General features: G+C 71.4%; 15 protein-coding genes. 6 read left to right on the top strand and 9 right to left on the bottom strand.

The genetic code is table 11. The annotated features are described in order from the left end of the window. Positions 1 to 511 (bottom strand): IS701 family transposase (locus FHS39_RS24340; protein ID WP_184351635.1); only part of this gene is annotated, 511 nt, incomplete at its 3' end. Positions 512 to 937: 426 nt separating this feature from the next. On the opposite strand from FHS39_RS24340, the gene FHS39_RS24335 reads away from it, so the two are divergent. Beyond that, the gene (locus FHS39_RS24335; RefSeq protein WP_184351634.1) at positions 938 to 1606 is read left to right on the top strand and encodes a potassium channel family protein; all 669 of its coding nucleotides are present in this window, start codon (positions 938 to 940) and stop codon (positions 1604 to 1606) included. A gap of 85 nt (positions 1607 to 1691) precedes the next feature. Next, the gene (locus tag FHS39_RS24330) at positions 1692 to 2369 is read left to right on the top strand and encodes a potassium channel family protein (RefSeq protein ID WP_045934044.1); all 678 of its coding nucleotides are present in this window, start codon (positions 1692 to 1694) and stop codon (positions 2367 to 2369) included. An 87-nt stretch (positions 2370 to 2456) separates the two neighbouring features. On the opposite strand, the gene FHS39_RS24325 is transcribed toward FHS39_RS24330, so the two are convergent. The 4 genes from FHS39_RS24325 to FHS39_RS24310 all read right to left on the bottom strand — a co-directional run bounded on the left by FHS39_RS24325 (position 2457) and on the right by FHS39_RS24310 (position 6944). Then, a complete protein-coding gene (locus FHS39_RS24325; RefSeq protein WP_045934045.1) occupies positions 2457 to 3176 on the bottom strand; it encodes a DUF3159 domain-containing protein in 720 nt (239 codons plus the stop codon). Positions 3177 to 3179: 3 nt separating this feature from the next. Then, complete coding sequence (locus FHS39_RS24320; RefSeq protein WP_078847914.1) at positions 3180 to 3578, bottom strand: OB-fold nucleic acid binding domain-containing protein; 399 nt, start codon at positions 3576 to 3578, stop codon at positions 3180 to 3182. A gap of 35 nt (positions 3579 to 3613) precedes the next feature. After that, positions 3614 to 4303 carry a response regulator gene (locus FHS39_RS24315; protein ID WP_045934047.1) on the bottom strand — a complete coding sequence of 230 codons (690 nt, stop codon included), beginning with the start codon at positions 4301 to 4303 and terminating at the stop codon, positions 3614 to 3616. 88 nt (positions 4304 to 4391) lie between these two features. Continuing rightward, positions 4392 to 6944 carry a sensor histidine kinase gene (locus FHS39_RS24310; RefSeq protein ID WP_045934048.1) on the bottom strand — a complete coding sequence of 851 codons (2553 nt, stop codon included), beginning with the start codon at positions 6942 to 6944 and terminating at the stop codon, positions 4392 to 4394. Between the two features lie 254 nt (positions 6945 to 7198). Between FHS39_RS24310 and FHS39_RS24305 the strand changes: the two genes are divergently transcribed. Beyond that, positions 7199 to 7738, top strand: a complete 540-nt coding sequence (locus FHS39_RS24305) for a GNAT family N-acetyltransferase (RefSeq protein WP_184351633.1) — start codon at positions 7199 to 7201, stop codon at positions 7736 to 7738. Positions 7739 to 7824: 86 nt separating this feature from the next. Beyond that, positions 7825 to 8586, top strand: a complete 762-nt coding sequence (locus tag FHS39_RS24300) for a MerR family transcriptional regulator (RefSeq protein ID WP_184351652.1) — start codon at positions 7825 to 7827, stop codon at positions 8584 to 8586. Positions 8587 to 8687: 101 nt separating this feature from the next. On the opposite strand, the gene FHS39_RS24295 is transcribed toward FHS39_RS24300, so the two are convergent. Continuing rightward, a complete protein-coding gene (locus FHS39_RS24295) occupies positions 8688 to 8873 on the bottom strand; it encodes a hypothetical protein (protein ID WP_184351632.1) in 186 nt (61 codons plus the stop codon). Beyond that, complete coding sequence (locus FHS39_RS24290; protein WP_184351631.1) at positions 8870 to 9229, bottom strand: hypothetical protein; 360 nt, start codon at positions 9227 to 9229, stop codon at positions 8870 to 8872. Before FHS39_RS24290 ends, FHS39_RS24295 begins: the two co-directional genes overlap by 4 nt. Before the next feature lie 215 nt (positions 9230 to 9444). Here FHS39_RS24290 and FHS39_RS24285 point away from each other — a divergent pair, with 215 nt between their 5' ends. Together FHS39_RS24285 and FHS39_RS24280 are read left to right on the top strand one after the other, a co-directional pair. Then, complete coding sequence (locus tag FHS39_RS24285; protein WP_184351630.1) at positions 9445 to 10710, top strand: NsdA family TPR-like regulatory protein; 1266 nt, start codon at positions 9445 to 9447, stop codon at positions 10708 to 10710. Between the two features lies 1 nt (position 10711). Next, positions 10712 to 11026 carry a 4a-hydroxytetrahydrobiopterin dehydratase gene (locus tag FHS39_RS24280; RefSeq protein ID WP_184351629.1) on the top strand — a complete coding sequence of 105 codons (315 nt, stop codon included), beginning with the start codon at positions 10712 to 10714 and terminating at the stop codon, positions 11024 to 11026. 1 nt (position 11027) lies between these two features. Here FHS39_RS24280 and FHS39_RS24275 read toward each other — a convergent pair whose 3' ends face one another. Then, positions 11028 to 11330: a DUF6191 domain-containing protein gene (locus tag FHS39_RS24275; RefSeq protein WP_184351628.1), complete on the bottom strand. Its 303-nt coding sequence runs from the start codon at positions 11328 to 11330 to the stop codon at positions 11028 to 11030. 6 nt (positions 11331 to 11336) lie between these two features. Further along, positions 11337 to 13187: a potassium channel protein gene (locus FHS39_RS24270; RefSeq protein ID WP_184351651.1), complete on the bottom strand. Its 1851-nt coding sequence runs from the start codon at positions 13185 to 13187 to the stop codon at positions 11337 to 11339. Positions 13188 to 13332 lie beyond the last annotated feature (145 nt).

The following is a 13332-nucleotide window of genomic DNA, read 5'->3' as shown; positions in this document are numbered from 1 at the left end:
CCAGCCACGCCTCCGACAGATGCAGACGCCAGCTCACCGGCACACTCCGCTCCCCCGACGCAGCCCACACCCCCACCGCCTGCTGCGCATTGAGCACCTGCCCCACCGCAGGACAGAACCGGCGATCCACCCCCACCGAATTCTCCCCCGCCTTCGGAATCACCATCGGCCGCACCACCCACGCCTGCGGCGCCAACGCCCCCACCACAAACTGCGCCAACGCCCGACGCACCGGCCCCCACTCCCACGTCGAACTCGAAATAAAATGATGCAGACTCTGCTCCGCCGCCTGCCCACCGATCAACGCGGCAATACTGCGAATCGACTTCCGCCCCCGCGCCCCCAGCAACCCCCGCACATACGCCTCACCCCGCCGACGCTGATCACTGCGCGGAAGCGACACAAACAACGCCGCACAGAGCTCTGCAAGCACCACATCCTGCGCCTCCAGCTCCGCCGAAGCCTGTGCCCGCAGCCCATCCGCCCTCGAGTGCAGAGCGACTCCAGTCATCGGTACCCCCATCTCCGCCGCACGGGCCCGCTTCTGCGGGCTGCCCTACAACGGTGCGGGGGCGCACCCCCGCGCGCCCAGGTGTGCAGCGCACCCGTCGGGACCCTCGGGTGGTGGTCCGGCCACACCGCCGGGCCGCTCCCGGGCGCCGGGACGCTCCCGGATGCCTGCCGCGGGGTGTGCTCCGGCCACCACAGGGCGGGGTGCCGGGCGCCGGGACCGGACACCATTCGGTGGTCCGGACACCCGGTCTGTGGGGGGTTGCGGATACGGTGGTGCCGTGCGCCGACGCGGACACTGGCTCCCGTGGGTGCGCCACGTCGTACCCGCGGGCTGTTTCCCGTGGGGCCCGTGAGGCTGAGAAGAAAGATGTGAGCAGGGTGTTGATGCAGGTCAGCGCGGGAATCCGGAGCACGGGGCAATAGCATGCATATCGTGATCATGGGGTGCGGGCGAGTGGGCTCGGCCCTCGCGCAGACCCTCGAGCAGCGAGGTCACACGGTCGCCGTGATCGACCAGGACCCGACGGCCTTCCGCCGCCTCGGCTCCGGCTTCAGCGGCAGGCGGGTGACCGGGGTCGGCTTCGACCAGGACACCCTGCGCGAGGCGGGCATCGAGGAGGCGGGCGCCTTCGCCGCAGTGAGCAGCGGCGACAACTCCAACATCATCGCGGCCCGGGTGGCCCGCGAGATGTTCGGCGTGGAGAACGTGGCGGCCCGCATCTACGACCCGCGCCGCGCCGAGGTCTACCAGCGGCTGGGCATCCCGACCGTGGCCACCGTGCGGTGGACGGCGGACCAGATGCTGCGGCGGCTGCTGCCGTCGGGCGCGGAGCCGCTGTGGCGGGACCCGAGCGGCGGCGTCCAGCTCGCCGAGGTCCCCGTCTCGCAGGCGTGGGTCGGCCACAAGGTGAGCGTGCTCCAGGAGGAGACCGGGGTGCGCGTCGCGTTCCTCACCCGCCTCGGCGAGGCGATGCTGCCGTCGTCCTCGACGGTGCTGCAGGAAGGTGACCTGGTGCACGTGATGATGCGCACCGACGAGGTCGAGAAGGTGGAGGCGGCGTTCTCCGCCGGTCCCGAGGAGGCGCATCGGTGAGCGACGCACACGTGGCCCCGCTGCCACAGACGAAGTACGACGCGCGCTTTCGCCGCGTGGGCGGAGAAGCGAACGGAGTAATGCTGTGAGGGTCGCAATTGCCGGTGCCGGCGCCGTCGGCCGTTCCATTGCGGGCGAGCTGCTGGAGAACGGGCACGAGGTGCTGCTCATCGACAAGGCGCCCTCCGCCATCTCGGTGGAGCGGGTGCCGCTGGCGGAGTGGCTGCTGGCCGACGCCTGTGAGATCACCTCGCTGGACGAGGCGGCGCTGCAGCGCTGCAACGTGGTCATCGCCGCGACCGGCGACGACAAGGTCAACCTCGTGGTCTCGCTGCTCGCCAAGACGGAGTACGGCGTGCCGCGCGTCGTGGCCCGGGTGAACAACCCGAAGAACGAGTGGCTCTTCAACGAGTCCTGGGGCGTGGACGTGGCCGTCTCCACGCCGCGCCTGATGTCCGCGCTGGTCGAGGAGGCTGTGAGCGTGGGCGACCTGGTGCGGCTGCTGCGCTTCAGCCAGGGCGACGCCAACCTCGTGGAGCTGACCCTGCCGCCGGAGGCGGCGCTGGCCGGCACCCGGGTCGGGGACGTGGACTGGCCGGAGGACACCTCGCTGGTCACCATCATCCGCGGCAACCGCGTCCTGACCCCGAACAAGGAGGACGCGCTGGAGGCGGGCGACGAGCTGCTGTTCGTGGCGGCCCCGGCCCGCGAGGAGCAGCTGGAGGACCTGCTGTCGGTGCGGCGCGAGGACACGGCGGGCTGACGCCGGGCACGTGCGTACGCGAGGAGGGCCCCCGGGACGATTCCCGGAAGCCCTCCTCGTGCGTACGGCCGCCGTGCGGCGCCTGCGTCAGCGGGCCGCGGCCTTCGCTTCACGCTCGGCCGCCTCGGCGGCCTCCATCTCGGCGAAGACGTCGATCGGCGGCGGCGCCTTCGACAGGAAGATCCAGGTCAGATAGACCGAGAGCAGCATCGGCGGGATGCCGAGGGCCACCTTCACCCAGCCCAGCTGGGTGGCGTCGCCCCACCAGAAGAGCGGGAAGAGGATCGCCGACTTGGCGAGCAGGATCAGGCCCCAGGCCCAGCTGGCCTTGGTGTAGGCCACCTTGCGGCCGGGGTTGCGGGTGCGCCAGGAGAGGTTCTCCTTGAACACCGGCCCCAGGATCAGGCCCATCAGCGGGAAGCCCGCCAGCGACGAGACGATGTAGGCCACCGCCAGGCCGAGGGTGTAGAGCATGCCCGGCAGGTAGAAGTTCTTGGCGTCGCCGGACATCATGGCGAACACCGCGCCGAAGGCGACCCCGAAGACGCCGCTGAAGGCGTGCTTGAGGGTGTCCTTGCGCACCAGCCGCGCGATGCCCAGCGCCAGGGACAGGCCCACGGCGGCGATCGCCGCGATGTGGATGTCCCGCTTGACCGTGTAGATCGCGACGAAGACCAGGCCGGGGACGGTGGTCTCCACCATGCCCCGGACCCCGCCGAACGCCTCGAACAGGGCGGCCTCGGTGACCGCTCTGGAGTCCGCGTCCTGAGCTGTCTGCTGGTTCTTCGGCTTGCCGTGGGACGACAAGGGCTACTCCTGTCCGAGCGGTCGGAGTTCGTATCGGGGGTTGAACAGCACCCTGCGGCCGCGGCTCATGGAGATCCGGCCGGAGGCGATCAGCTTACGGCCCGGTTCTATGCCGGCGATGGAACGGCGCCCGAGCCAGACCACGTCGAGCGCGGCCGAGCCGTCGAAGAGCTCCGCCTCCAGGGCGGGCACCCCGGCACGCGGGCGGAGCGTGACGGTCCGCAGCGTGCCGGTGACCTTGACGATCTGCCGGTCGTCGCAGTCGCAGATGCGCGTACAGCCCACGGCCTCCGCGTCCTGCTGGAGCTCGGCGTGATGCAGCTCCTCCTGCGACGTGGACAGCCGGTCCAGCATCCGGCGAAATCGTCCGACCGGCTTCTCGGAACGGGGTACGGCGCTCATGAACCCAGCGTACCGGTGGCCCCGCGGGCCGAGCCTCACAGCTCGAACCGGTACCCCATCCCCGGCTCAGTAATGAAGTGCTTCGGGTGCGAAGGATCAAGCTCCAGCTTCCGCCGCAGCTGCGCCATGTACACCCGCAGATAGTTCGTCTCCGTCCCGTACGACGGCCCCCACACCTCCTGCAACAGCTGCTTCTGACTGACGAGACGCCCCGTATTGCGGACGAGGACCTCCAGCAGATGCCATTCCGTCGGCGTGAGCCGCACATCGCGCCCGCCCCGGTTGACCTTCTTCGCCGCCAGGTCGACCGTGAAGACCTCCGTCTCGACGATCGCGTCGTCGCCCGCGGCCGACGCCCCCGTCGGCTCCGCGCGCCGCACGGCGGCCCGCAGCCGGGCCAGCAGCTCGTCCATCCCGAACGGCTTGGTGACGTAGTCGTCGGCCCCCGCGTCGAGCGCCTCGACCTTCTCGTCGGAGGTCTGGCGGGCGGAGAGGACCAGGATCGGCACCCGCGTCCAGCCGCGCAGGCCCTTGATCACCTCGACGCCGTCCATGTCGGGCAGGCCGAGGTCGAGGATGACCACGTCCGGGTGGCGTGCGGCGGCGAGCTGGAGGGCGGTGGCGCCGTCGGGCGCGGCGTCGACCTCGTACTTCCGCGCCTTGAGGTTGATCACGAGAGCGCGGACGATCTGCGGCTCGTCATCCACCACGAGCACCCGGTTCATGCTGAACCACCTCTGCTGTTCGTGCGGGTCCCGCATCGGGGCCCGGGGATTCGGTCGGTCGGTCGGAGCGTGTGGCCCCGCGCCGGGGTCACGAGGTGACCTGCGCCGGGAGCTCGGGGCGCACGGGCGCGCCGCCGGGGGCCGCGCGCAGCGTGAGCACCATGGTCATGCCGCCGCCGGGGGTGTCCTCGGCCGCCAGCGTGCCGCCCATGGATTCGGCGAAGCCGCGGGCGACCGCGAGGCCGAGGCCGACCCCGGCGCCGCGCGGTGCGTCGCCGTACCGCTGGAAGGGCTCGAAGATCCGGTTCTTGGCGTTGTCGGGTACGCCGGGCCCGGTGTCGGCGACCCGGACCTCGACACGGTCGCCGAGCGCGCTGGCGGAGACCAGGACGGCCTTGCCCTCGGGGCTGTACTTGACGGCGTTCTCGACGATGTTGGCGACGCTGCGCTCCAGCAGCCCGGGATCGACGGCGACCATGGGCAGCGTTTCGGGGATGTCGAGGGTGACGCTGCCCTCGGGGACGCCGCCGAGCGCCATCGGGACGACCTCGTCGAGGTCGATCTCCCTGATCAGCGGGGTGACGGTGCCGGTCTGGAGACGGGACATGTCCAGCAGGTTGCCCACCAGGTGGTCGAGGCGGTCGGCGCCGTCCTCGATGCCCGCCAGCAGCTCGGCCTCGTCCTCCGGGGACCAGGCGACGTCGTCGGAGCGCAGGGAGGAGACGGAGGCCTTGATGCCCGCGAGCGGGGTGCGCAGGTCGTGGCTGACGGCGGCGAGCAGGGCGGTCCGGATGCGGTTGCCCTCGTCGAGGCGGCGGGCGCGCTCGGCCTCGCCGACGAGCCGCTGCCGGTCGAGGACCACGGCGGCCTGGGCGGCGAAGGCGGCCAGCACGCGGCGGTCCTCGGCGGGCAGCACGCGGCCGGCGAGGGCGAGCGCCAGGTTGTCGCCGACGGGCATGTCGACGTCGCCGTCCTCCGGGCGCAGCAGGGGCTTGCCGGAGTTGGTCACGACGCTGGCCGCGACGGTCCAGGAGGCGACCTCGCCGGCCCGCTCCAGGAGGGCCACGGACTCCATGGCGAAGGTCTCGCGGACCCGCTCCAGCAGCGCGTCCAGGCTCGTCTCGCCGCGCAGCACGCTGCCGGCGAGGAAGGAGAGGATCTCGGACTCGGCCCGCAGCCGGGCGGCCTGGTGGGTGCGGCGGGCGGCCAGGTCCACGACGGAGGCCACGGACACGGCGACCAGCACGAAGATCACGATGGCGACGATGTTCTTCGGGTCGGTGATCGTCCACTGGTGGAGCGGCTCGACGAAGTAGTAGTTGAGCAGCAGCGAGCCGACGGCCGCCGAGGCCAGTGCCGGGTACAGGCCGCCGAGCAGTGCCGCCCCGACCGTCAGGCACAGGAACAGCAGCATGTCGTTGGCGAGGCCCACGTCCGGGACGATGTGCGTCAGGAGCAGGCTGAGCAGCGCGGGGGCGACCACGCCGACGAGCCAGCCGGCCACGATCCGGCCGCGGCCCAGCCGCGCGCCCCGGGCGACGGGCAGCCCGCGCCCCTTGGCCGCCTCCTCGTGGGTGACGATGTGCACGTCGAGGTCGGGGCCGGAGTCGCGGGCGACGGTCTGGCCGACGCCGGGGCCGAAGACGTACTGCCAGGTCTTCCGGCGGCTGGAGCCCAGCACGATCTGGGTGGCGTTGACGCCGCGGGCGAACTCCAGCAGGGAGGCCGGCACGTCGTCGCCTATGACGTGGTGGAAGGTGCCGCCGAGGTCCTCGACGAGCGTCCGCTGCACCGCCAGCTCCTTGGGCGAGGCGGAGGTCAGCCCGTCGCTGCGGGCGATGTAGACGGCGAGGATCTCGCTGCCGGAGCCCTTGGCGGCCATCCGGGCGGCGCGGCGGATGAGGGTACGGCCCTCGGGGCCGCCGGTGAGGCCGACGACGATGCGCTCGCGGGCCTGCCAGATGGTGGAGACGTCGTGGTCGGTGCGGTACTGCCGCAGGTATTCATCGACGCGGTCGGCGGTCCACAGCAGGGCCAGCTCGCGCAGGGCGGTGAGGTTGCCGGGCCGGAAGTAGTTGGAGAGGGCGGCGTCGACCTTGTCGGACTTGTAGATGTTGCCGTGCGCCATGCGGCGGCGCAGGGCCTGCGGCGACATGTCGACCAGCTCTATCTGGTCCGCGCGCCGCACGACCTCGTCGGGTACGGTCTCGCGCTGCCGGACGCCCGTTATCGACTCGACCACGTCGCCCAGCGACTCGAGGTGCTGGATGTTGACGGCGGAGACGACGTCGATGCCGGCCTGGAGCAGCTCCTCGACGTCCTGCCAGCGCTTGGTGTTGCGGGAGCCGGGGACGTTGGTGTGGGCCAGCTCGTCCACGAGGGCCACGGCCGGGCGGCGGGCCAGGACGGCGTCCACGTCCATCTCCGTGAAGACGGTGTCGCGGTAGACGAGCTCCTTGCGGGGGATCTCCTCCAGGCCGTGCAGCATGACCTCGGTGCGCGGGCGGCCGTGGTGCTCCACGAAGCCCACGACGACGTCGGTGCCGCGCTCGGCACGGCGGTGCGCCTCGGAGAGCATGGCGTAGGTCTTGCCGACGCCCGGTGCCGCGCCGAGGTAGATCCGAAGGTTGCCGCGTCCCATGGCCCCATTGTCTTTCACGAAACGCGACCGTGTCCGGGGCGGTTCTCCGTCCTGAGCTGCAGCACCGTCGCGCAGGACCGACCTTACGGCGAAGGATTAGGACATTTCGGGCGAGAGGGGGCCGGACGCCGGGTATTGACGCAGTCCTGACGCCCACGGCCGTGACCCGCGAAAACGGCATGCGTCCGGCACCCGCCCGCGAGGACAATGAACGGCCCGCCTTCCACCGCCGGCACCGACGTGAGGACGCCGCCATGACCGTACTGCGCACGGCCCACACCTCCGACCTCACCGCGGCCGAACTGGCCGCCGTCCGCCGCCTGCTGGACGCCGTGTTCGAGGGCGACTTCTCCGACGAAGACTGGGACCACACGGTGGGCGGCATGCACGCCCTGGTCCTGGACGGCGGCGAGCCCATAGCCCACGGCTCGCTGGTCCAGCGCCGCCTCCTGCACGCCGGGCGTGCCCTGCGCACGGGCTATGTGGAGGCCGTGGCGGTACGGGCAGGCCACCGCCGCCGGGGCCACGGCTCGGCGGTGATGGCGGCCCTGGAGCACGTCCTGCGCCACGGCGCCTACGAGCTGGGCGCCCTCGGCGCCACGGACGAGGCGGTGCCGCTGTACACGGGCCGGGGCTGGCAGCGCTGGCTCGGCCCGTCCTCGGTGCTGGCTCCGACGGGCATCGAGCGCACCCCGGATGAGGACGGCTGCATCTACGTCCTCCCCGTCGGCCCGACGGCTCTCGACCTCGACGGTGAGCTGACCTGCGACTGGCGGCCGGGGGACGTGTGGTGAACGGCAGGCTTGCGCTTACCGCTGCGTCAACTTCTAACGTCGTCCATGTGGCCGGAGAGACCGGCCCGGCGATGGGAGGCACGGCAATGGCCTGGTCGATCGCGGACGTGGCCCGGATGTCCGGGGTGACGTCCCGGACGCTGCGGCACTACGACGAGATCGGCCTGCTGCCGCCCGCGTGGATCGGAAGCAACGGTCATCGCTACTACGAAGAGGCCGAGCTGCTGCGGTTGCAGCAGATCCTGCTGATGCGGGAGCTGGACCTGGGGCTGCGCGAGATCCAGGCCGTGCTGGACAGCCGGATCGACCAGGTGGCCGTGCTCCGTGAGCACCACCAAAGGCTGCTGGCGGAGCGGGACCGACTGGAGACCCTGACCCGCACGGTCGGCCGCACCATCGCCGAACTGGAAGAGAACAAGGACAAGGGCGACATGGCAAAGATCAACAGGCCGGAGAACCTCTTCGAGGGGTTCGAGCACTCCGACCACGATGCCGAGGCGCGTGAGCGGTGGCCGAAGCAGTGGGAGCAGTCCCGGCGGGCCGTCGAGGCGATGACCCCCGAGGCCATGGAGCGGTGGCAGCGGGAGGTGACGGCGCAGATGATCCGCTTCGCGGAGTTCATGGTGGCCGGCACACCGGTCACCGACCCCGCGGTGCAGGCCGAAGTGGACGCCCACTACCGGGGCGTCTGCGGGTTCTGGACCCCGAACGCGGCCGCGTACAAGGGGCTGGGCCGGACCTACGCCGACGACCCGCAGTTCCGCGCGAACTACGACAAGATCGCCGACGGACTGGCCGAGTACCAGCGCGATGCGATGACCGTCTACGCCGACGCACGGCTGAGCTGACCGAACGCTCACTCTGCCCGGGGGGCTGCAGACCCCCGGTTGCAGGCACGAGCCCGGTTGACGGGCTCTGATAGCGGGAAAGCGCCGGAGGACAGTTGCACCTACGTCTCCCCGGTCGGGGTGACAACGCCCGACTTCGACGGCGCATTGACGTGCGTCTGGTGGGCGGCGGCGCACGGTGGGCAGGCGTAGACGTTGACCGCGACGTGATCGCCGTGGTCGACGGCCATCAGCACGGGCTGCGCCGTCGGCCCTTGGTGCCAGGAGCACCACTGCGTCCCGGTCACGACGCGACCAGCTTCCGGACGGACGCGGGGTCACAGAGGGCGTCTTCGCCGTCCGGCGGGCTGAGCAGCCAGTGGGTACCGGGCGGATCGGCACGGTGCGGGGCGGGCACACCGAGATAGGTGGGGTGTTCCGCCTCCGTCGTGCGGGGCGGTACGAGGGCGTAGTACCAGCGGCGCGAGAGGTCGGCGATGACGGCGGTCTCGATGCCGACCCGGGCGAAGGCGCGCTCGACGGCGTCGCGGCCGTCGCTTCCGGCGAGGTGGTGGACGTGCTCCGCCGGAATGCGGACGGCATCGAAATGGATGCCGGCACGGATGATCGCGGGCTCGTCCCGCAGCCACGCTTCCCGGGCCACGGACGGATGCGGCTCGCGCGAGACGAGCCAACGGGCGGCTCCGCCGCCTAGCGCTTCAGCTCGCGAACCCCGCATCCAGTCGCCCCGATTACTTTCTGCGTTCGGTGTGTGTTCCCTCATCACAACGTCATGATGGTTCTGCGTGATCTGCATCAACTAGGCCAGCACACGGCCACATAGAGGCCATTCCATGGCCATGCCCGGGAGCGCCGCCAGTGAACGACCAGACCCCGCGTGTTGCAGGAAACGAGTTGCTGAGGGCCGCACGCCTCAAGCGAGGGTGGCGATCGGGAGAAGCCGCTGCCAGAGGTGTGACCGAGGTCGGCCGTGAGGCGCTCGGTGATCCCGGATTTGAAGTGTCCCCGCGCACCTGGCGAAGGTGGGAATCAGGCAAACCAGGCTGGCCACGCCAGGACTGCGCAACAGCCCTGCATACAGCATTCGGCCGCTGGCCGGAGGATCTTGGATTCGAGACACCCGATGGTTGGATCCGGGCCGAACGAGAGGTGGCGACGAGTGTGGATCGCCGCACCTTCGTTTCCGTGACTGCCGCAGCGCTGACGGCCGGGCCTACGCCGTCTCGACACGTCGACCCTGCGCTCGTTGACTACTTCCAATCACAGTTGGAAGGCCATTACCGCGCCGACATGCTTCTCGGCCCACACGACCTCATCGGAGTCGTCTCGGCACAGTACGAGCTGATCGACCGCCTGGCACGCGCAGCTCATGGGGAGACCCGCTCAGCACTTCTGCGCGTAGGTGCCGCCTATGCGGCCTTGGTGGGGTGGCTCTACCAGGATGCAGGTGACCTCGGCGGGGCTACATTCTGGAGGGGCGTCGCCCAGGAAATCGCCCTGCGAACCCGCGATCCGCAATTGATTGCCTACTCCCTGGTCAACCAGGCACAGGTCCGAACAGATCTGGGCGACGGGTACGGGGTGATCGACCTGTGCGAGGCAGCACTCGAGAATGGGGGCGTGTTGGCTCCGAAGGTCCGGGTCATGGCACTCCAGCAACAAGCCCACGGCGCCAGCCTGACGAACGACCGCTGTTCCGTTGACCGGCTCATCGACCAAGCGGAGGGTGTGCTCGCCAAGGTCAGCGACGACTTGCCCTGGGGGAACGCCTGTCGGCGAACTCCGGGCTACCTCGAAGTGCAACGTGCCACCTGCTACGGACGCCTGGGGCTTGGCAGCGAGGCGAGCGCTCTGTGGACCCAGGTCCTTGATGCCGTACCGCTGACAGCCCGTCGTGATCGGGGGGTATATCTGGCCAGGCACGCAACGGCAGCGGCTGCGGCCCAAGAGCCTGAACGCGCTGTCGAGATCGCCCGGGAGGCAGCGCAGATCGCGGCGGACACCGGGTCGGCCCGCATGCGGCGTGAGTTGCGACTGCTGGAGAGCGCCATGCTGCCGTGGCACGATGCCCCGGTTGGCCGGGGCCTGGAGGAGGCTCTGGCCCCAGTACCAGATAGGAGTTGACGTGCCCCAGAACCCCGCACCACTGTCCGACAAGGACATCGCGGAACGTCTGGCCCAAGCACCAGGCTGGGCCCGGCAAGGCGATGAGATTACCCGCTCGTTCGCGACCCGATACCACGGCGGTGTGGCCCTCATCGTGCACGTCGCCGACGTGGAACGGCTCATCGGCCACCACGCCGACATCGACCTCCGCTGGGACCACGTACGCTTCGCGATCACCACACACGACGCCGGGCACAAGCTCACCGAGGCCGACTTCGACCTCGCCGAGCGGATCGACGCCATCGCCGCCGCCCACGGAGCGCACCCCCTCTGACCTACCGTGTCCCGCGGCCCGCGATCCGTATCGTCCCCGCGTCCAGGTCCACGCCCGTGCGCTTTGGGGCGCCGTCCTGTTCGTCGTCGCGCAGGACCAGTTCTATGCGGCGCTGTTCCAACTGGACCCGTTTGCTAGGGTAGATCAGGGCGTGCAGCTCCTCCGTGGCCGTGGCGCCGACGCCGCGAGGGCCGCCGCCCCGGCGGCGGGCGAGTTGGGCCGTCTTGCGCAGTGCCGCCAGCACGAACAGCGGGATCACTATCAGCAGGACCAGCGTCGGCCCCGTCAGCAGACTCAGCAGCATGACCCGTCAACGCGCGGCGCCGAACGGCCGTTCCCCGTCCGCCGTGCGTGGCCGGGGGCGTCGGCCCAGCAGGTCGGCCAGGCCCTCACGGGTGGCTACCACGATCACCCGGTCCTCCCGGCCGAAGACGTGCTCCGCGGGCAGCGGCCACAGCAGGCCGGGGCCGGAATCCAGGTCGAGGGCGAGGACCCGCCAGGCCCCGGGGCGGAACGCCTCCGCGGCCGTACGGCCCTCCAGGGCGCCGTGGCCGGCCACTTCGACGGAGGCGAAGAGGATGACCTTGCGCTCGACCGGGACCGCGCCCAGGATCTGACGGCCCATCATGGCGCCCGCGAAGGCCGGGGCCACCAGATAGGAGACGCTGCGGCTGCGCGTGCTCGCCTGCGGCTGGGAGTCGCGCAGGGTGCGGTAGACCGCGTTGGCGAACCGGTCCTCGTACAGCCGCATTACGACACGGACGTCGGGCTTGACCGCACGGGCGTAGAGCACGGCCTCCAGGTTCGTCGTGTCGCTGCTCGTCAGGGCCAGCAGCGTACGGCTGTCCGCGATCTTGGCGGCTTCGAGGACGCCTTCCTCCGTCACGTCGCCGATGACGGTCGGCACCCGCAGCGACCGGGCCAGGGCCACGCCGCGCGCCTGCGGGTCGCGCTCCACGCAGACCACCGGAATGTTCAGCTCCCGCAGCCGCGCCAGCACGCGTGCCCCCACCTTGCCGAGGCCGAGCAGCACCACGTGCCCCGACATACCCCGCGGCGGCCGCGGCAGTGCGGAGGCGGAGCGGAAGGTGCCGAGCCCCTCCAGGGCGGCGGCCACCAGCAGGGGCAGCAGGAGCAGGCCCAGGAGGCCGGACAGCAGTTGGAGGATCTGGCGGCCCAGCGGCTGCCCGATCGCCGGGTCGTCGATGGCGAAGAGGTCGAGCAGCGAGAGGTACGCGGCGTGCACCGGATCGTCCCCCGTGACCAGCCACGACGCCACCGCCAGCCCGCAGACCGCGGCGGCCAGCCCGGCCAGGGCCCAGCGCAGCCGCCGGGAGAAGAAGGAGCCCAGCGGCAGGCTGCGCGCGACCGCGAGCCGGGAGGGCGGCCGCGGGGGCGCGGAGTAGCGGACGGTTTCCAGGACCAGGCGGCCGCGGCCCGCCGCCCGGGCCACCGTGCGCTCGTCCGGGAGGAGTTCCGGCCCGTCGCCGTCGGAGAGCAGGGCGAGGGTGCAGGTGCCGGGCTCGGGGGCCGCCCCGTCCGGAGGCGGGGGCCGCTCCGCGGCGCGGAGCAGCAGCCCGCCGGCCTCGACGACCTTGCTCGTCCCGGCCACGGCGGCGGCGACCAGGGCCGGGGCCGCGGTGTCGGCGTCGGACAGCACCGTCGTGCTCGCGTCGGCGGCCGCCCGGGCGCCGTCCGGGCCGTCGGCGGCCCCCACCAGGGCGGCCTGGTCGAGGAGTTGCTCCAAGTACTGGCCCAGCCTGCGGTTGTAGAGCCGGATGACCAGCCGCAGCCGGGGGTTGACGCGGCGGGCCCGCAACGCCGCGTGGATGTTGGTCTCGTCGTCGTCGTAGACGAGCGCGAGCGCGGCGGCCCGGTCGATGCCGGCCGCGGCCAGCGCCTCGTCGTCGGGCTCGGCCGCCTCGACGATGCTGACGAGCGGGCCGGGTGCCGTGCCGTTCTGACCGGCCGCCGGGCCGCCGCGCCCGACCGCACCCGTCACCCGGCCGAAGAGCGCCGCCGCCCGGCCCTGCGCGGCAGAGACGGACCGGCGGCGGTCGTCGCGCGCGGGCGGCAGGACCAGGGTGACCCGCTCGCCGTAGACGCCGGAGAGCTCGGCGGCGAGCCGATGCACGAGACCGTCGTCCCCGCAGACCACCATGTGCGGGGTGACCGGGGCGCCTTGCGGCTGCTGAGGTAAGGAGACCACGCCCCCAGAGTGCCTCAGGGAGCGCACGGTTGCTCGTATTTACCCCGTGGTCGCCGCCGCGCGCCCTAACGCGCCCTAACGCGCCCGCGCGATCTGA

The sequence above is a fragment of the Streptomyces olivoverticillatus genome (genome assembly GCF_014203555.1).
In the GTDB taxonomy this organism is placed as follows: domain Bacteria; phylum Actinomycetota; class Actinomycetes; order Streptomycetales; family Streptomycetaceae; genus Streptomyces; species Streptomyces olivoverticillatus.
Note: the sequence above shows the minus strand (reverse complement) of the source record. Positions and strands in the feature narration are given on the sequence as shown.